General features: G+C 42.6%; 12 protein-coding genes. 6 read left to right on the forward strand and 6 right to left on the reverse strand.

Annotation, left to right across the window (positions count from 1 at the left end):
* The first annotated feature begins 60 nt into the window (after positions 1-60).
* The 6 genes from ABMY45_RS19565 to ABMY45_RS19590 all read left to right on the forward strand — a co-directional run bounded on the left by ABMY45_RS19565 (position 61) and on the right by ABMY45_RS19590 (position 7247).
* Positions 61-627 carry a PilZ domain-containing protein gene (locus ABMY45_RS19565; protein ID WP_349289371.1) on the forward strand — a complete coding sequence of 189 codons (567 nt, stop codon included), beginning with the start codon at positions 61-63 and terminating at the stop codon, positions 625-627.
* A gap of 114 nt (positions 628-741) precedes the next feature.
* Positions 742-1779, forward strand: a complete 1038-nt coding sequence (locus tag ABMY45_RS19570; RefSeq protein ID WP_349289372.1) for an agmatine deiminase family protein — start codon at positions 742-744, stop codon at positions 1777-1779.
* Positions 1780-1784: 5 nt separating this feature from the next.
* Positions 1785-2675 carry a carbon-nitrogen hydrolase gene (locus ABMY45_RS19575; protein WP_349289373.1) on the forward strand — a complete coding sequence of 297 codons (891 nt, stop codon included), beginning with the start codon at positions 1785-1787 and terminating at the stop codon, positions 2673-2675.
* A gap of 16 nt (positions 2676-2691) precedes the next feature.
* On the forward strand, positions 2692-6165 hold the full coding sequence (gene mfd / locus ABMY45_RS19580; RefSeq protein WP_206472909.1) for a transcription-repair coupling factor: 3474 nt from the start codon (positions 2692-2694) through the stop codon (positions 6163-6165).
* Positions 6162-6986 carry a CsiV family protein gene (locus ABMY45_RS19585; RefSeq protein WP_010604724.1) on the forward strand — a complete coding sequence of 275 codons (825 nt, stop codon included), beginning with the start codon at positions 6162-6164 and terminating at the stop codon, positions 6984-6986. The genes mfd and ABMY45_RS19585 overlap by 4 nt, the downstream gene beginning before the upstream one ends.
* A 12-nt stretch (positions 6987-6998) precedes the next feature.
* Positions 6999-7247 carry a hypothetical protein gene (locus tag ABMY45_RS19590; protein WP_010604723.1) on the forward strand — a complete coding sequence of 83 codons (249 nt, stop codon included), beginning with the start codon at positions 6999-7001 and terminating at the stop codon, positions 7245-7247.
* Positions 7248-7709: 462 nt separating this feature from the next.
* Here ABMY45_RS19590 and ABMY45_RS19595 read toward each other — a convergent pair whose 3' ends face one another.
* From ABMY45_RS19595 to pgm, 6 genes are all read right to left on the reverse strand, one after another.
* Positions 7710-10640 (reverse strand): TonB-dependent receptor, encoded by a 2931-nt coding sequence (locus tag ABMY45_RS19595; RefSeq protein ID WP_206472908.1) that lies wholly within the window; start codon positions 10638-10640, stop codon positions 7710-7712.
* A gap of 646 nt (positions 10641-11286) precedes the next feature.
* Positions 11287-12858 carry a dihydrolipoyllysine-residue acetyltransferase gene (locus ABMY45_RS19600; RefSeq protein WP_174168894.1) on the reverse strand — a complete coding sequence of 524 codons (1572 nt, stop codon included), beginning with the start codon at positions 12856-12858 and terminating at the stop codon, positions 11287-11289.
* Between the two features lie 9 nt (positions 12859-12867).
* Positions 12868-13845: an alpha-ketoacid dehydrogenase subunit beta gene (locus tag ABMY45_RS19605; RefSeq protein ID WP_010604720.1), complete on the reverse strand. Its 978-nt coding sequence runs from the start codon at positions 13843-13845 to the stop codon at positions 12868-12870.
* Positions 13845-15062 (reverse strand): thiamine pyrophosphate-dependent dehydrogenase E1 component subunit alpha, encoded by a 1218-nt coding sequence (locus ABMY45_RS19610; protein ID WP_010372716.1) that lies wholly within the window; start codon positions 15060-15062, stop codon positions 13845-13847. Before ABMY45_RS19610 ends, ABMY45_RS19605 begins: the two co-directional genes overlap by 1 nt.
* Positions 15063-15413: 351 nt before the next feature.
* On the reverse strand, positions 15414-16448 hold the full coding sequence (gene astE, locus ABMY45_RS19615; RefSeq protein WP_349289374.1) for a succinylglutamate desuccinylase: 1035 nt from the start codon (positions 16446-16448) through the stop codon (positions 15414-15416).
* A 245-nt stretch (positions 16449-16693) separates the two neighbouring features.
* Entirely contained in the window at positions 16694-18331 is a 1638-nt protein-coding gene (pgm, locus tag ABMY45_RS19620) for a phosphoglucomutase (alpha-D-glucose-1,6-bisphosphate-dependent) (protein WP_206472906.1), read from the reverse strand.
* Positions 18332-18344: the final 13 nt, after the last annotated feature.

The raw sequence follows: 18344 nt of genomic DNA on the forward strand, positions 1-18344 counted from the left end.
GTAAACTAAACCGTTACTATAGAGACAGTTGTAAAGCGGCGCGATGCCAAGAGATAAAACATGAAAGCGAATTTGCAGGAATTATTTGAACAGTATTTTCAGATAGCTGAACAGGTTCAGATCAACCTCTATCCGGTTGATGACAATATGGTTCCAGAGAACGAATATCAATTAGAAGCTGCAATTCCGCCGCTATTTAAGCTTGCGAACGAAATTAATGAGTTAGATCTTAATGCCCTGCGACCACTTCGTAATCTGGGTGATATTGCCAATGAGTTAGCAGCTTATTTGCAGGCGCAATCACGTAAGATTGATTTAATTATCAGCCACATTCTCGCAACTGAAGAGCCTGACGACAGTCATCTATTTTGTGACAGCTACGGCGGTGGCGGCCTGACCGCAACGTTAGAAGCAGATTATGAGGTCGGACAATCATTGCGAACTAAAATATTTTTGCGCAATGAAGCCAGTGCTATCTTTTGCTACTCAGAAGTCATTGCCAAGCAAGATGGTAAATTCACTCTCGCCTTCACCGCTATTAGAGAAGCGGATCAAGAGTTGCTCGTACGGGCGAGCTTACACGCCCAGACCAGACAACTTAAGCTAAAGCAGCAAAAAGACGAATAAGGCATTTAACGCATTAGGTGCCTTCTTTAAATGCTCAATTATCTTCATAAAACTTACTGACACACCTGAGGTTAATGATAAACTATAGGCTTATTATTATATGGTGATGATTTAATGAGTTTTACTTTACTCCCAGAATGGGCACCACAAGACGCAATCATGCTTACTTGGCCGCATTCTGATACCGATTGGAGCGACATTCTCAGTGACGTTGAACCTGTGTACGTTGCACTTTGCCAACATATTACCCAAGTTCAAGAAGTCGTTATCGTGGCGCATAATGAAGCGCTAAAACAGCATATCGAAAACTTACTCAGCACAGCTGAGGTTAGCTTAGCTAAGTGTCACTTTGTTGTTACGCCTTGTAATGACACATGGGCCCGTGACCACGGTCCACTTACGACGCAAACAAGTACAGGAAATCTATGTATCAAAGATTTCACCTTTACAGGTTGGGGTAACAAGTTTGCTGCGGATTTAGACAATAAGATCAATCAGCAGCTTGCCAAACAGGTCCTCAACCCAAACTGTACCTTTGAACAGGTCAACGTGGTACTTGAAGGCGGCGGTATTGAGATTAACGAGTCTAATGTCTTATTGACCACTTCAGAGTGTCTGTTGAACCCAAATCGCAATCCACATCTAAGTAAAACCGAATTAGAACTATTGTTGCAAAAAGAGTTGGGTGCTGAGTCATTCTTGTGGGTAGATCATGGATACTTAGCCGGTGATGATACTGACAGTCATATCGACACTTTAGTGCGTTTTGCACCGGATAACACCTTGGTATATGTTAAGTGCGATGACAAATTAGACGAGCACTATGATGCCCTCAATAAAATGGAACAGCAGCTACGCACATTCCGCACCCCAAATGGCGATCCATACCGTTTAATTAGTTTACCTTGGCCTAGTGCTAAGTTTGATAACGAGGGTGAGAGATTACCTGCAACCTATGCAAACTATCTGATCTTGAATAAAACGGTGTTAGTACCTATCTATGGCGACGACAAAGATCAAGAAGCACTGGACAAAGTCTCTCTTGCCCACCCAGAAAGAACGGTAATTGGCGTTAACTGCCTACCAATCATCCATCAATTCGGTAGCCTGCACTGTATTACGATGCAGTTACCAAAAGGTTTTTTAAGGTAAGTACCATGGCTGAAAAAAACATCAAAGTTGGTATTGTTCAACATAGCAACTCTACAGATCTCGTAAACAACTTTGCGAAAACCTGTGACGGTATCCGAAAAGCGGCAAGTCAGGGTGCTAAGCTTATCGTGTTACAAGAATTGCACCGCAGCTTGTATTTTTGCCAGACTGAAGACACCGATCTCTTCGACTTAGCGGAAACCATTCCAGGCCCAAGCACAGACTCACTAGGCGCACTTGCAAAAGAGCTTAATGTTGTCATCGTTGCGTCGTTATTTGAAAAGCGTGCAACAGGGCTTTATCACAACACCGCTGTTGTACTTGAGTCTGACGGTACGATTGCCGGCAAATACCGTAAAATGCACATTCCCGATGACCCAGGTTTTTATGAAAAGTTTTACTTCACCCCTGGCGACATGGGCTTTACTCCAATTCAGACTTCTGTTGGCAAATTAGGCGTACTGGTGTGTTGGGATCAATGGTTCCCAGAAGGTGCGCGTCTGATGGCGATGGCGGGCGCTGAGTTTTTAATCTACCCAACTGCAATCGGCTGGGATCCTCGCGATGACAAAGCAGAGCAAATCCGTCAACGAGATGCTTGGATAATTGCACAGCGTGCACATGCAGTGTCGAACGGAGTACCTGTGATCAGCGTTAACCGTGTTGGCCATGAATCAGACCCTTCAGGTCAAAGTGAAGGTATTCAATTCTGGGGCAATTCTTTCGTTACCGGTCCACAAGGCGAAATGTTATTGCATGCATCTGAAGCAGCTGAGGAAATCTCGGTTGTTGATGTTGATCTTGCACGCAGTGAATCTGTTCGTCGCATCTGGCCGTATTTAAGAGACAGACGAATCGATCACTATCAGGATCTTTGCAAAATTTATCGCGATTAATAAATAGGAGTAATCAATGGCGAATGTGCAATGGAACAATTTACCTTGGGTAAAATCAAACAAGGATAAAATTTCGTGGGGTAATTTGGTTGGCAGTAGCTTATCACTGTGTTTGAGTGAGCACATCCAACAACATGACAACTTAGTTGTACTCGTCACTCCCGACACCCCCTCTGCACTTCGCCTTGAGCATGAACTGGCGTATCTTTTAAAAGATACGCCAGTCATGATGTTTCCTGACTGGGAAACATTACCCTATGATCACTTTTCACCACATCAAGATATTATTTCTCAGCGTCTTGCGACGCTAAATACACTCAAACAGGAAAAGCAATCCGTACTCATCATTCCTGTTTCAACCCTTATGCTACGTACCGCACCACCTAGCTTTATCCACGGCATGAGTCTTCAGGTAAAAAAAGGTGACACAGTAGACGCACAAAGCTTGCGTGATACCTTAACTCAAGCGGGTTATCGTCATGTTCAGCAGGTAATGGAACATGGTGAGTTTGCTGTTCGAGGCTCCATTATCGATTTATACCCCATGGGTAGCCCACTCCCCTTTAGACTAGATTTCTTTGATGATGAGTTAGACTCAATTCGTCATTTTGATATCGAAAGCCAACGCTCAAATGATGAGATTGATGCTATCGATTTATTACCGGCGCACGAATTCCCAACCAATGCAGAAGACATTGAACGCTTTAGAATTAATTACCGCGAAGCGTTTGGCGCAAGTAGTGAAAAAGACAGCATCTATATGCAGGTTAGTAAAGGAAACTGGCCTGCTGGTATAGAGTATTATTTGCCGCTCTTTTTCGATTCGTTAGCGACGGTGTTTGACTATTTGCCTGAAGATACCGTATTTATGCCTTTTGGCGACATTGAATCTGCGGCGCAAACCTTTTGGCAAGACGTATCTAAACGCTACGAAAGTCGCCGGGTTGACCCACTTCGTCCGCTACTTTCACCAGCCAAGCTATATCAGCCAATAGAGACCTTGTTTGAAGGCCTTAACGGCTTCTCTCGAATAAAGCTTAGTCAAGCGATGCTGGGGACCAAAGCGGGCAATAGCAATGTCGCAGCTGAATTAATCGACGATGTTCGCATTGAGCATAAACAAGCTAATCCATATCAAAAAATCCTCGATTACATCGCTGCTGAGAAAAAACAAAAGTCTCGCGTGTTATTCAGTGTTGAATCAGAGGGCCGACGAGAGTCACTGCTTACCTTATTAAAACCAACAGGGCTAAAGCTTAAGCCTTATAAGCGCATTGCAGAATTTGTATCTAGCGACTCAGATGTTGGTGTGGTCGTCACTCCACTCGCTACCAGTGTGAAACTACTGGATAAAAAATCGCTGTCTATCATCACCGAGCAAGAACTGTTAGGTGTTAAAATCTCCCAAAAACGCCGCCGCAAACATAAATACGAGCAAGGGCAAGATGCGCTGATCCGAAACCTCGCTGAGTTAAAAGAAGGTCAACCTATTGTTCATTTAGATCATGGTGTAGGTCGCTATTTAGGGCTAGAAACCATAGATGCAGCGGGTATTGCTACCGAGTTTGTGACTATCATCTATGCCAATGACGCTAAACTTTATGTGCCTGTCTCTTCACTCCATATGCTCAGTCGTTACTCAGGAGGTGAAGAAGCTTCTGCACCACTTCATAAACTGGGTAATGACGCGTGGGAAAAAGCAAAACGCAAAGCGGCTGAAAAAGTCAGAGATGTTGCTGCTGAACTCCTAGACATATACGCAAAACGTCAAAGTAAACCGGGTTATGCATTTAAGCTAGATGCAAGTGCCTATCGAGACTTTTCTGATAGCTTCCCATTTGAAGAAACAGACGATCAACGCAATGCAATCACAGCCGTACTTGCGGACATGCAATCAAGCCTAGCGATGGACAGACTTGTTTGTGGCGATGTTGGCTTTGGTAAAACCGAAGTGGCCATGCGTGCTGCGTTTGTTGCCGTCAACGATAGCAAACAAGTGGCCGTCTTAGTGCCAACTACGCTACTTGCCCAACAACACTTTGAGAACTTTAAAGACCGTTTTGCCGATCTGCCAGTTGAAGTCGGTGTGCTTTCGCGCTTTAACTCAGCGAAAGAACAAAAAGAGACGTTACAAAAACTTGAAGAAGGCAAAATTGATATTGTGATAGGCACCCATAAGCTTATTCAAGAAAACATCAAGTTCGCCGATTTGGGTCTGCTGATTGTCGACGAAGAACACCGCTTCGGTGTGAGACAAAAAGAAAAGATTAAGCAGCTAAGAGCAGATGTCGACATTCTTACCCTGACCGCAACCCCAATCCCGCGTACGCTGAATATGGCGATGAGTGGTATGCGTGATCTCTCTATTATTGCAACACCTCCAGCCAAACGATTAGCGGTAAAGACCTTTGTACGAGAGCGCAACGACGAGCTTATTCGCGAAGCAATTCTGCGTGAAATAAAGCGCGGTGGACAGGTTTACTTCCTCCACAATAACGTCGAGACGATAGATAAGGTCACCGCTGATATCTCGGCACTCGTGCCAGAAGCTAACGTTACTACTGCCCACGGGCAAATGCGTGAAAAAGAACTTGAGCACTTGATGGGTGAATTCTATCACCAAAAGTATAACGTGCTTGTATGTACAACCATTATTGAAACCGGTATCGATATACCCTCTGCTAATACCATCATTATGGATAGGGCTGATAAACTCGGATTGGCACAATTACATCAGCTTCGCGGCCGTGTAGGACGAAGCCATCACCAAGCATACGCATACCTACTCACGAAGAATAGCCAAGCCTTAACTAAAGACGCGGTCAAGCGCTTACAAGCCATAGAACAACTCGAAGACTTAGGCGCAGGCTTTGCCCTTGCCACCCACGATTTAGAGATCCGTGGTGCGGGTGAGCTACTGGGAGATGACCAAAGCGGTCAAATTCAAACCGTTGGCTTCACGCTGTATATGGAAATGCTAGAACAAGCAGTTGAAGCCTTAAAAAATGGCAAAGAGCCAACACTCGATAACCTACTTCAGCAGCAAAGTGAGGTTGATCTTAAGTTCCCAGCACTGCTACCGGACGATTACATTCATGATGTAAATATTCGTCTTAGCATGTATAAACGCATCGCAAGCACTAAGTCGCTGGCGGAACTTGATGAGCTGCAAATCGAATTAATCGACCGTTTTGGACTGCTTCCAGATGCGGCGAAAAACCTTTTTGCGGTGCAGTCTGTTAAGCTAAAGGCAACTCAATTGGGCATTAACAAGGTCGAAGCAAACCCCAAAGGTGGCTTCTTTGAGTTCAGTAGTCATACAAAAGTTAACCCAACATTCATCATAGGATTGATACAAAGTAGCCCGTCAACCTATAGAATGGAAGGCGCGAATAAACTGAAGTTCCTGATCGAAGAAAAAAATGGCCAAGAGAGATTAAAACTGGTTAATGCGATGATTGATGACTTTGAGAAAAAGGCTGTAGCATGAAAACAATAAAAAGTCTGGCCATCCTAGCGGCTTTGGTCAGTAGCGCGTCTGCACATGCCACCCGTTGGTTTGAAGTAGAAATGATAGCATTTGAGCAAGAGCCTAGTTTCTCTTTGCGAGAAGACTTTAGTATTGAACCTGAACCGCTCAATAAAAAAACCATCAAGTCACTATTATTCGACGGTTTTAATACCACCGGCTATAAACTATGCTTGGAAGGCAGTGAGCAGTTTGCTGAGCAAGATTTTATTCGAGGATTAACGTCGGGCGCGCACTCTAGTTCTTGCGATCCAGATGCAAACTATGTTGAAAAATTCGACACGTTGCCTCTTTCACCAAAAGTTGATCCACAAGAACACATGGACTCTATCTACTTGTTGGATGAGTCCCAGCTTAATTTTTCCAACAAGATTGCAGAGCTAAAACGTAAAGGGCTCAAGCCACTGTTGCACACTGGTTGGCGATTCCCAGAACAAAGTAATAAGCGTGCTCCTAATATCGAGATTATTGCTGGCAAACAGTTTGCATCGCCATCCAGTTATAGCGTAATAGAAAATGACGATCAGTTTTCGTCACTATCGAAGCGTTTTAATATCGAAGAATCGAAAGAGCATGTGCATTGGCAGCTTGAAGGCTTGATTAAAATTCACGTGAGACATTACCTTTACGTAACCACAGATTTAGATTTAAAGTACGAAGACGGTAACGATATTCGTACTGCTCGTATGTCTCAATATACGCGCGTGTATAGCGGCGACATACATTACTTAGATCACCCTAAACTTGGGGTCATCTTTCAAATAAGAAAATACAAACATTAGACGGGCAACCCTATGAAAAAATTACTAACTGCTGCTGCGCTACTTACCCTAGTCGGCTGTTCTAAAGTAAGTTTAGAAAACTACAATAAAATAGAAGTGGGCATGGACAAAGCTGAAGTTGAGAGTATTCTTGGCTCTGCTGATAACTGTGAAGAGAAAACACTACATACCAATTGTATTTGGGGAAGCGAAGACAAGCATATTAAAGTAACGCTACTTTCTGACAAAGTCACCCTTTATTCAAAGAAAGGGTTAAACTAACCACAACTCAGTGCTTTATCGTTTATGTGATAGAGCACTCTAGTGTTGAGTTCCGAGAAACAACTTAAGCTAAACCTAAAAAATCGTGTAAATTTCATATAGTACTAATCAAAATCACAATTTAGGAAAAGCGAAAGGTATTCCTTCAAATTCGCTTCGCAACAAAACCACCAGAGTAAAGTGGAATAAAGAGCACACATGTAGGCAAGTTTAATAACGATTTGTCTTAATACTTACTCAATCTGTAGGAGCGAATCTGACGCTAACTGCGTTAAGAACTGCTTATTTAGAACAACTAAATAGAAAAGCTTTTGGCTTCCCTAGATGGATTTAGGTACCTTGGAGAGTAGCTGGATGTATCAGTAGTATTATCGGCAAATATCACTTAATTAAGCAAATTGGTATAAGTGAAAGTTTATGAAAAAAGAGTACTACTTTGAGTACTCTTTTCTCGTATTTAGATTAGAAATTATATTTCAAATTCACAAACACTTTACGACCCCAAGGATCATAGAGTGAAGAGTTTGCACCTCGGCCATCTACGTAATCTGGTAGAATTTTGTCGAATACGTTTCTAAACCCAACCTCTACTGAAGCTTTGTCGAAGCGATACTTAGCAGAAATGTCATGCGTTATAAAGCTACCAGTATATGAATGCTCTTGGTCTTCTTTCGACTCGCCTCTTTCTTCTCCTGATTCAGTCAGTGTATCTTCTAAATCAATCAAAGCTGAGCGATCAATAAATCTTGCATACCATGTTGCAGACCAGTTATCTTGAGCATAAGTTGCTCTGAACGTGCTTTGCCATTCTGGATCACCAAGCTCGCCATGTTCGCGTTTTACAAGCTCAGGGCGGTTTTGGAATTGGAATGTATTTCTTTCGATCAAATGGCTAACAAACCACTTTAATTTCAGATCACCAGGAAGTCCAATAGATGTCAGATCTGTATTATAATGAATATCAGCTTCAACACCTTTAACTTTTAGTTTAGCTGTATTTAAATAGCCAGACTCAACACGCGTAATTGACATAGTAGCCGGATCGCGAGTTACTTGTCCGCAGAAGACAGAATCTAGATCAGGACCATCTACACAGTTATCCGCTACGGTTTGTATTGTTAGCGATTGAATTGCGTCTGTGATCTCGATATCAAAGTAATCAATACTCGCCGACAGCCCCTCAATTGGCGTGAATACAAAGCCTAAAGTTAACGACTCAGCTTCTTCTGGGTTAAGATTTGGGTTACCGCCTGTAAGCGTCTCTTTTGATACATTATCTTCAGCTTGGAAATTAGCCGGGATCCCTAATGCCGCACAGTTCTTGATACGGTTTGGGTTATCGGAAATATTATCGACGTCACATGGATCGGTAACTCGACCAAAACCTGGTGATCGTGGAGAGAACGACTCTGCAATGTTTGGTGCTCTAACCGCTTCGCCGAAAGTACCACGTAAGCTATAGCCTTCTAATGGAGACCACATAAAACCAACTTTCCAAGCATCAGCCTCACCGGTATGTGAGTAATCTGCTCTTCTGAACGCTGCATCAACAGAAAGTTCATGGGCTAAAAATACATCAGCCAAAATTGGTAGGCGTGTCTCGACGAACCATTCTGATACATTATACTCGCCATATACATTTGGTGTAGCAGAATTTGATAATACATTTGAACGAGTTAATTCATCGGTGATAGTCTCTGACGACTCCCAACGCTTTTCATAACCAAACGCAAATCCAACTGCACCACCTTGTAATTCAAAAAACTCAGCGGTATCAAACGATGCAGAACCACCCACGAAACGCTGTTTCACAGCATCGCTTCTGGTAACATCGGCTGTGATCCAATCCATAGCTTCAGCTGAGGCTTGGCCAAATCCAAATGGATTGTAAGGTACACATCCGCCAATATTTACTGTCTCTGGACTCTGGTAACCTTCCGGCTGAGCTTCAGAAACATTGCTACGGCAGTCTGCTTTACCCGTATTCGGATCGATCACCGCATCGATTGCTGCCGCCCAATTCCCCAAAATTAAATCATTTTCAGTAATTCGGTCATTTTCAGTGCGGCCGTATGAATAATACACATCGTAATCAAATATTGTGTCACTCAGAGTAAAGGCACCACGTAACCCAGACATAAGCGTAAACGTTTCTCGTTTGTTTTTAGCCGAACGGTTACCAATTTCGTCTAGAAATTTATTAATTTGAACTTCTTCTAGTCCACGATCTGCAAATACTTTCTTATCTGCAGCAGATAAATAAGGGTTATCTGCCACTTTGATTCTATTTTGGCCAAATCGAAAACTTGGCTGGAATTGTTGAGCGATATCAGAGCGAACGTACTTGAAATCACCATAAAGCTCTACATTATCGTTAAAGGCATAGTTAAACAACGCCCCTGTTGAAACTTTGTCACGCTGAGGAAGATAGTTCACATAGTCTTCAGGAGAGAAACAATATTTACAACCATCAGGGAAGCTTGCAAACGCACTATTGGCGAATAAGCCTCGAGTTGGCATGAACTCACCAATGCCGTCATTCGAGAATGTGTAGTTAATACCGCCACCTCTCAATACACCATTAGGGCTAACATACTCCGACACAACGTTTGGAACCCAAAGCTCATCAAAGATCCCGTCATCTTCACCAGTATTTTCAGGATTTGGCATATGACCACCAAGATTGAAGTTTGGCATATCTTTTGTCATAACTTCTTCTATAGTGTCTTTTGTTACGAAAAAGGTTACATTCCCTTTGCCGTCCTCTGAATTCACACCACCAACTAAGCTATATGCACTATTTTTACTACCCACGCCCTCTGTTGAGTCGCTGTAACTAGCGCTTAGCTCTAGACCTTCAAAATCTTTCTTCAAGATAATGTTAACAACACCTGATACCGCATCAGAACCATAAACTGCTGACGCACCACCAGTTGTCACTTCAACTGTTTTAATCAATGCGGAAGGTATAGTCGATAGGTCAACTGTAGAAGAACCGGCTTCACCCGAAACATGTCTCTTACCATTAACGAGCACAAGGGTTCTGGCTACTCCAAGCCTTCTCAAATCTACAGTACTCATACCTGCAGAACCGTTACTATTTGAGTTGGCTCGAATTGTTCCGGTCGCACCAATCGCAGGTAATTCTGCAAGTACAGAAGCTAGGTCTGGAATACCCGCTTGTTCAATTTCCTCACCAGTTATTGAAATAATGGGCGCTGGTTGACTCAACTCAAAACGGGCAATACGTGAACCTGTAATCTGAATCTTTTCAACTTTATCAAGTGATTCATCTGAAGCAACTTCTTCTGCAATCGCTGTTGATGCAATGATACCTGTCAATGAGATGGCTAATGCAGAGTGAATAGCATTACTCAGTTTGCTTTTTTTCATATAGACTTTCCCTAATTATACTTTTTCTTTGAGACAAAATTAGTCTCGCGATCAGATTAACTTAATTTAAAAAAAAGCAAATACAACTAAACGCAATTTCCATTATCCCCAAAAAGTGTACAAATTTATTTTTACACTTTTACTACACAGAGCTAACCCGCATCCATTGTTAATTAGTTGAAAAAATACCATTTTAGTCATCCCACCCACTCTAGTAATTGTAAAGAAATAAATACGAAGTACAATTATTGTAATGGGATCTTTTTAATATTTTTTTGCAAAATAATTAGCAGTTGCTCCTTAAGCTCTATTCCAATTATCTTTTATATACAAAGAGTTAGAATGTAGAAATGCAGATAATATCTAATAAACTTTCGCTCAATTTGAAGGAACGAATCTGACGCTAACTCCGTTAAGAACTTCCTACTTAGAATAGAGTTTTTGCCTACATGAATGTAGATACTTTGACGATAGCTGGTGACGTAGCAGTGTTATCGAAAAGGCTTTCTTGCTTCAGAATAGCTCTCTAAATTAAGCAAACAGGTATTACAAGTTTGTTTTCACGGTGGTTTACATATATATAGCGGGACATAAAAAAGGGCCGTAAAGGCCCTTTACAACAAGTAGAAACTAGCAAAAACAAGGATTAGCGCATTGCCATCATCATTTTAGCCGGCTCCTCTAGGAAGGTTTTCCATAAATTATTGAAGCGTGCGATCGTGCCACCATCAATAATACGATGGTCGCCAGACCAACTTACTTGCATGATAGAGCGCGCAACCACATTACCTTGTGCATCAAAGCGTGGTAACTGCTGAACTTTGCCAAGTGCAACGATAGCAACTTCCGGTTTATTGATAATCGGCGTCGCAACCGTACCGCCAATCGCCCCTATGTTTGAGATTGAGATAGTACCGCCTTTCAGAGAATCAGGAGATACACGCCCTTCCCTAGCGGCTTCTGTCAGTTCAGTAACAGACTGGGCAACTTCTACAATCGATTTGCTTTGGCATGATTTAATATTTGGTACAAGAAGACCGAGCTTGCTGTCCACCGCCATACCAATATTGTGGTCATCAAAATAAGTGATTTCCGTACAGTCATCATTTACTTTTGCATTCAAAATTGGGAATTCGTTGATTGCAAGTGACAACGCCTTGATAAAAAATGGCATCATAGTAAGCTTCACGCCTTGTTTGGCATATTGCTCTTTCAAAGCACCACGAAGCGCTATTAAATCGGTTAAGTCAATCTCGTCACAGTAAGTGAAATGTGGGATCGTCGAAACAGAGGCCACCATCTGTTTGGCCATCGCCGCTTTCATACCACGTAGAGGCTCAACTCTTTTACCACCTTCTGAGGTAGGAGTCGGCTTTTGTGTTTGAGACTGTATCGTTGTGTTAGCTTCATTCGTGGTCGAAGCACCACTTACACCGTGCTCAAGGAAATGTTCGATATCCTCTTTATACACGCGACCATTTTTACCAGAGCCTGGTACTTCAGAGAGGTCAACACCAACTTCGCGCGCCTTGCGGCGTACTGCCGGAGAGGCAATCGCTTTACCATTTTTCGGTAAACTACGCGTAGCCTCATCGTTTGCAGTAGCAGCTTGTACTGTACTTTCTTTAGGCTTGTGAACATCAGCGATTGGATCGTCTGATTTTCCGGCGTGAGATGACGCCAACTTCATTTGAAATAGCGGACTATGCACCTGTGCTATTTCACCTTTTTGATAATAGAGTTTTTCAACAATACCATCGTACTTGGCTGGAATTTGCACTAGCGCCTTGTCAGTCATTACATCACAAACGGCCTGATCTTCTTTGATTTCATCGCCTTCAGCAACAAGCCATTCAACGATTTCGCACTCAACAATGCCTTCACCAATATCAGGTAAGATAAAGTCTTCAAGTACAGCACTGGTTGAAGTAGTTGGCGAGGACTGAGGTGCCGATTGCTCAGGCTGAGCAGCTTGCTCGCCGGCAACATCCATTGCAAACAAAGGCTCATGCACCTTTGCAATTTCACCTTTTTCGTAATGCAGCTTGGTGATCACACCGTCATGTACCGCTGGGATCTGCACTAGTGCCTTATCCGTCATTACGTCACAAATAGGTTGATCTTCTTTTACTTCGTCACCAACAGCCACCAACCACTCGACGATTTCGCACTCTACGATGCCTTCACCAATATCTGGTAAGATAAATTCTTTAGCCATAACTTATCCTTAAAATTCCATAGAACGTTTGATAGCGGCGAACACTTTCAGTGCATCTGGCACATACTCTTTTTCAAGTGCTAGAGGGTATGGCGTATCTAATCCACAAACTCGCTCAATTGGAGATTCTAAATGCAGGAAACACTCTTTTTGTATGGTTGCTGCGATCTCAGCACCAAAACCATTTGTGATTGGCGCTTCGTGGCTCACGACCAAACGACCCGTTTTAACCACTGACTTGGCTACCGTGTCCATATCCCAAGGAAGAATACTTCTTAAGTCGATTATTTCACAGCTAATACCCGCTTCTTCAGCTTTTTGTGCCGCTTGTTCGATGATTTCCATCTGCGCGCCCCAAGCCAATAGCGTTATGTCAGTACCTTCTTTAATTACTTCAGCTTTACCAAGCTCAATGCTGTAATCTTCTTCTGGCACTTCACCAACAGAGGCGCGATATAAGCGCTTAGGTTCAAAGAAAATAACCGGGTTATCATCTTTAATGGCAGCACGCAGTAGGCCTTTTGCTTGATACGGGTTACGCGGTACTACAATTTTAAGACCAGGTGTATGTGCAAAGTAAGCTTCTGGTGATTGTGAATGATATAGACCACCTGCAATACCGCCACCGTATGGCGTACGAATTGTTAAGTTACCCACATCAAACTCATTACCTGAGCGATAACGGAACTTGGCCGACTCGTTCACGATTTGGTCAAATGCTGGGAAGATATAATCCGCAAATTGAATTTCAGCAAGCGCAGGGGCACCAAACGCAGCAAGACCATTAGCAAAACCCAAAATACCTTGTTCAGTCAATGGCGTATTAAAAACACGGTGTTTACCATATTTTTCTTGAAGGCCTGAAGTTGCACGGAATACACCACCAAAGTAGCCAACGTCTTCACCAAAAATACAAGCCTGCGGATGCTCCGCCATCGTGATATCTAGCGCCGAATTAATGGCGTGTAGCATGTTCATTTTAGCCATTATTTAATTCTCCCTGCTGTGACTGGGTATGCGTCTGGATAAGCTTTAATATGCGCTTTCAATTCATCATATTGCTTCTGCAGCGATGGAATTGGCGTGTCATAAACATCTGAGACCAGATCTTCTAATGCAGGCTTCTGTACTTTTTCTGCAACCTTCAATGCAGCCAAGATATCTTCACGGATTTTCTCTTTTTCCGCATCATCTTGGGCTTCATCCAGCCAACCTTGTTTTAGAAGCCATTGCTTAAATCGATTTACTGGGCAACTATTTTTAAATTCAGCTTCTTCGTCTTTAGTACGGTAACCAGACGGATCATCAGATGTTGAATGTGCACCCAAACGATATGCGATAGACTCAATCATCACAGGCTCACCGTTTTCAACTGCGATTTTACGCGCGGCTTGTGTTGCGGCGTAAACAGCAAGCGCATCGGCACCATCCACACGGATGGTCTTAATACCATAGCCCACACCGCGAGCGGCGATACCATCACCTTTGAACTGTTCATCCGCAGGTGTTGAAATCGCATAACCGTTATTACGTGCATAAAAGATGACCGGTGAACCATGCACCGCGGCCATGTTTAGACCAGCGTGGAAGTCACCTTCTGACGCAGCACCTTCGCCAAAATAGCAAATCGTGACGTTGTCAATTTCAGACGTTAGCTCGCCAGTTTCTTTATCAATGTGTTTTAGCTTTTGGCCGTATGCATAGCCCGTTGCTTGAGGAATTTGCGTTCCTAGCGGCGACGAAATAGTCAAGTAATGTAATTCTTTAGAACCATAATGCACAGGCATTTGGCGGCCTTTGCCTAAGTCCTTCTCATTCGAGAATAGCTGATTCATAAACTGCTCAAGCGAAAAACCACGATAGTGAATTGCGGCTTGCTCACGGTACTGAGCCATGATCATGTCATCTTCTTTAAGCGCTGCAGCACTTGCCGTAACAGCGGCTTCTTCGCCAAGACATTGCATGTAGAAGCTAATACGTCCTTGACGCTGAGCCCCTTGCATACGCTCGTCAAGTAAACGGATAAACCGCATTGTTGAGTAAATTCTTAATGCCGTTTCTTTATCAATATCAGGTGCTGTTGCACCGTCTAAAACATCGCCTTGGTCACTTAAAATCTTTAATGTAGGGATATTGAGTGCATGACCATCTATAAATTCCAGCGCGTGGCTGATATTTAAGGATATATTATTGGGGTTAGTCATAACCTACCTTCTCTTGTTGTCATAACAAACTTACGGAGTTCAAACCCGACTTTCTCATACGAGATCTGGCTTCAGATTGCGTAAGACGAAAAGAGTCTTAACTCACCTCGCATTTATGATTGTGTTAATTGGTCTTGATCACATTCGTGGTTAGTATGAATAACTGGTCTAACAACTTATCAAAGACTGAATAATATTTGCGATTTAAGTAAGTAAATTAAATTAAAGCGTTTCAACTTTACGTTAACGTAAACGGTTATTCAACTAATCCTAGATGAATAACCGTGAAAATGCATCAATGTTTTTGGAAAGATTTTGATACGAAGGCAAGTAGAATTTTACATCTATGATTTATATAAAGTTTTCATCAACCTCTAACGGGATAACCGTTAGTAATGCACGTTGCCCCAAAGCAACATTGGCATTTGGGAAGATAATAGCTTCCCCCTCAACTTCAGCGAAATATTGCTTATCTCCGTCCGTCGCTAGTAATTCACCTTTCGAAAAGCCTGTAAAATTCTCAGCAGAATCAGCGAATGGAAAAGAAAATTCGGCTTGAGTACGATTGATTGTACGATGAACCGTAAACAGCTCGAACTCATCTGCATTAAATTCTTTATATTCTAATTTTTCTTGGCTAATTAATGCTTTTAGCGTTTCTTTGGTTTTTGCAAAGCTTGCCATGTTATTCTCACCAAATGGCTTAACCTGTCCAAGTTCGATAGTAAAAGCGTCGGCCCCAAACTGATAAGAAGAAAAATAACTAAATGTCGTAGCAGCCGATCGCATCATTAATACAGTGTTGACACCGCATGACAATAAAAATTGCAGCTGCGATTTCTTCCACGGCTTACCATGTAAAAATGGATAGACTGCAAACTTTTCGTTTTTAGATCCTCGAATAGCAGTGTGAAGGTCGTAATGACATCGATAGCGCTCACCGCTTCCCTGTTCAAAGAAAGCCCTAACATAACCTTCTAGTTTTTGCGCTCGGACCTTTTCTGGATTATCTGTTTCTTGATTATGTGCGCCGTTAAATAGGCGGTTTAGATTTTCATCGACAAAACGCTGCCCAATATTAATGGATTTCGGGTTGCCAAAAATAAATAACACCCGTTGTACCAACGCTAGTCTGCCAGTAATAATATGTTGGATAAGCTCATCACATATCTCAATTGGCGCGGTTTCATTACCGTGCACAGCGCTCGATAGCACAATATCTTTCGTTGTTTCACCTACAGGCGTAAACTGGATCACACCAGTATCATGGACTTCCACCAAGGTACCGTTGTCTAAAGTGAAGCTCACGGGTTCAAGTGTAAATTCGTTATTTCTTGTGATAGTAAGAAAGTCACCGCTTTGTTTTAATTCTGCTAAGTACGTCATAATTCCAAATTGATGTTGTTGAGTAATACCAATTATCTTAATTAAGTGATCTATTTTGAGGCGAGAAAATCTTGTCGATAACAAGGCTAAAATTTTGCTATTTAGTTATTCTAAATAAGAAATTTTTAACGCGGTTAGCGTCAGATTTACTCCTTCAAATTGAGCAAGTATTACGACTAATTGGTATAACCCGCATTGGGATACAAAAAAGCCATACGAGGAGTATGGCTTTTAGAAGCTTTTTGTTAACTAATCACTGAGTCAACCAATGTCTTTGCCTCATGTTCAAGTTCAGCTAAATGCGCGTCACCTTTAAATGATTCAAGATAAATTTTGTAGATATCTTCAGTACCCGATGGACGCGCCGCAAACCAACCATTTTTGGTAACGACTTTAAGGCCACCAATAGCCGCGCCGTTACCAGGGGCATTGGTTAATATCTGAGTAATTTGATCACCTGCCAGGGTGTCCACCTTGATATTGTCCGCGCTTAATGCCTTGAGCTTTGCTTTTTGCTCAGTATTTGCGGGTGCATCGATACGCTTGTATACAGGCGCGCCAAATGCTTGTTCAAAAGCGTGATAATGCTGAGATGGCGATTTACCTGTAACAGCTAGGATCTCAGCAGCAAGTAACCCCATGATAAAACCGTCTTTGTCTGTACACCATGTGGTGCCATCTTTTCTTAAAAACGCTGCGCCAGCACTCTCTTCACCGCCAAACGCGAGCTCTCCAGCCGCTAACCCGTCTACAAACCATTTAAAGCCTACTGGCACTTCGTAAACTTCTCGGCCGTTTGCGCCACACACTTTGTCAATCATGGCACTAGATACCAGTGTTTTACCGATTTTTACTGAGCTCTTCCAGCTTCGGTGTTTAATGAGGTAGTCAATTGCAACCGCTAAAAAGTGATTAGGATTCATCAGGCCATCAGGGGTAACAATGCCATGTCTGTCGAAGTCTGGATCATTACCAATACCGATATCGTAGTCGTCTTTTAGTGCTATCAAATTAGCCATCGCAAAAAGCGATGAACAATCCATGCGCACCTTGCCGTCTTTATCAAGTGGCATGAAGGCAAAACTCGGGTCGACCACGTCATTTACAACCGTCAGCTTCAAGTCGTAGTGTTTGGCGATCACTGGCCAGAAATTAACACCTGAACCACCAAGAGGATCCACACCAATATTAACTCCGGCTCGAGCAATGGCTTCCATATCAATTATGTTACCCAAGTCTTCAACATATGGAGTGATCAGATCTTCATACTTGATAAATCCAGATCTTCTCGCTTTAGCAAACGGAAATAGTTCAACTTCAACCAAATCTTCGAGTAGTAACTGATTCGCCCTATCTTCAATCCATTTGGTGACATCGGTATCGGCAGGTCCACCATTCGGAGGATTATATTTAAACCCGCCATCTTCTGGCGGGTTATGTGATGGCGTAACGACAATTCCATCTGCAAGCTCATGAGGATTAACTAAATTGTGCGAGACAATCGCATGGCTGATCACTGGGGTTGGAGTGTAGTCATCATTTTGTTGTGTGATAACTTGTACTTCGTTGGCAACCAAGACCTCAATAGCCGAGTTAAAAGCGGCCTCCGACAACGCATGAGTGTCTTTACCAAGAAAAAGCGGACCGTAAATATTGTTGTTTTTACGGTAATCGCAGATCGCTTGAGTGATGGCCAGAATATGCGACTCATTAAACTTAAAATTAAGTGAGCAACCTCGGTGGCCACTTGTGCCAAAGGCGACACAATGCTCTGGATGCGCTTCTAAGTCAGGCTCATTTAAATAGTACGATGAAACCAGCTTAGGTACATTTACCAATAATTCTTTCGATACCTTTTTGCCAGCTTGCGGATGGATCGCCATAAGATTTCCTTAC

The organism is Pseudoalteromonas sp. XMcav11-Q (assembly GCF_040104525.1).
Classification (GTDB): domain Bacteria; phylum Pseudomonadota; class Gammaproteobacteria; order Enterobacterales; family Alteromonadaceae; genus Pseudoalteromonas.

Excerpts from the sequence above, each read along its gene's own strand:
- pgm (WP_206472906.1), bottom strand. The coding sequence starts at position 18,331 with ATGGCGATCCATCCGCAAGCTGGCAAAAAGGTATCGAAAGAATTATTG.
- ABMY45_RS19570 (WP_349289372.1), top strand. The coding sequence starts at position 742 with ATGAGTTTTACTTTACTCCCAGAATGGGCACCACAAGACGCAATCATG.
- ABMY45_RS19610 (WP_010372716.1), bottom strand. The coding sequence starts at position 15,062 with ATGACTAACCCCAATAATATATCCTTAAATATCAGCCACGCGCTGGAA.
- astE (WP_349289374.1), bottom strand. The coding sequence starts at position 16,448 with ATGACGTACTTAGCAGAATTAAAACAAAGCGGTGACTTTCTTACTATC.
- ABMY45_RS19590 (WP_010604723.1), top strand. The coding sequence starts at position 6,999 with ATGAAAAAATTACTAACTGCTGCTGCGCTACTTACCCTAGTCGGCTGT.
- ABMY45_RS19595 (WP_206472908.1), bottom strand. The coding sequence starts at position 10,640 with ATGAAAAAAAGCAAACTGAGTAATGCTATTCACTCTGCATTAGCCATC.
- mfd (WP_206472909.1), top strand. The coding sequence starts at position 2,692 with ATGGCGAATGTGCAATGGAACAATTTACCTTGGGTAAAATCAAACAAG.
- ABMY45_RS19585 (WP_010604724.1), top strand. The coding sequence starts at position 6,162 with ATGAAAACAATAAAAAGTCTGGCCATCCTAGCGGCTTTGGTCAGTAGC.
- ABMY45_RS19565 (WP_349289371.1), top strand. The coding sequence starts at position 61 with ATGAAAGCGAATTTGCAGGAATTATTTGAACAGTATTTTCAGATAGCT.
- ABMY45_RS19600 (WP_174168894.1), bottom strand. The coding sequence starts at position 12,858 with ATGGCTAAAGAATTTATCTTACCAGATATTGGTGAAGGCATCGTAGAG.
- ABMY45_RS19605 (WP_010604720.1), bottom strand. The coding sequence starts at position 13,845 with ATGGCTAAAATGAACATGCTACACGCCATTAATTCGGCGCTAGATATC.
- ABMY45_RS19575 (WP_349289373.1), top strand. The coding sequence starts at position 1,785 with ATGGCTGAAAAAAACATCAAAGTTGGTATTGTTCAACATAGCAACTCT.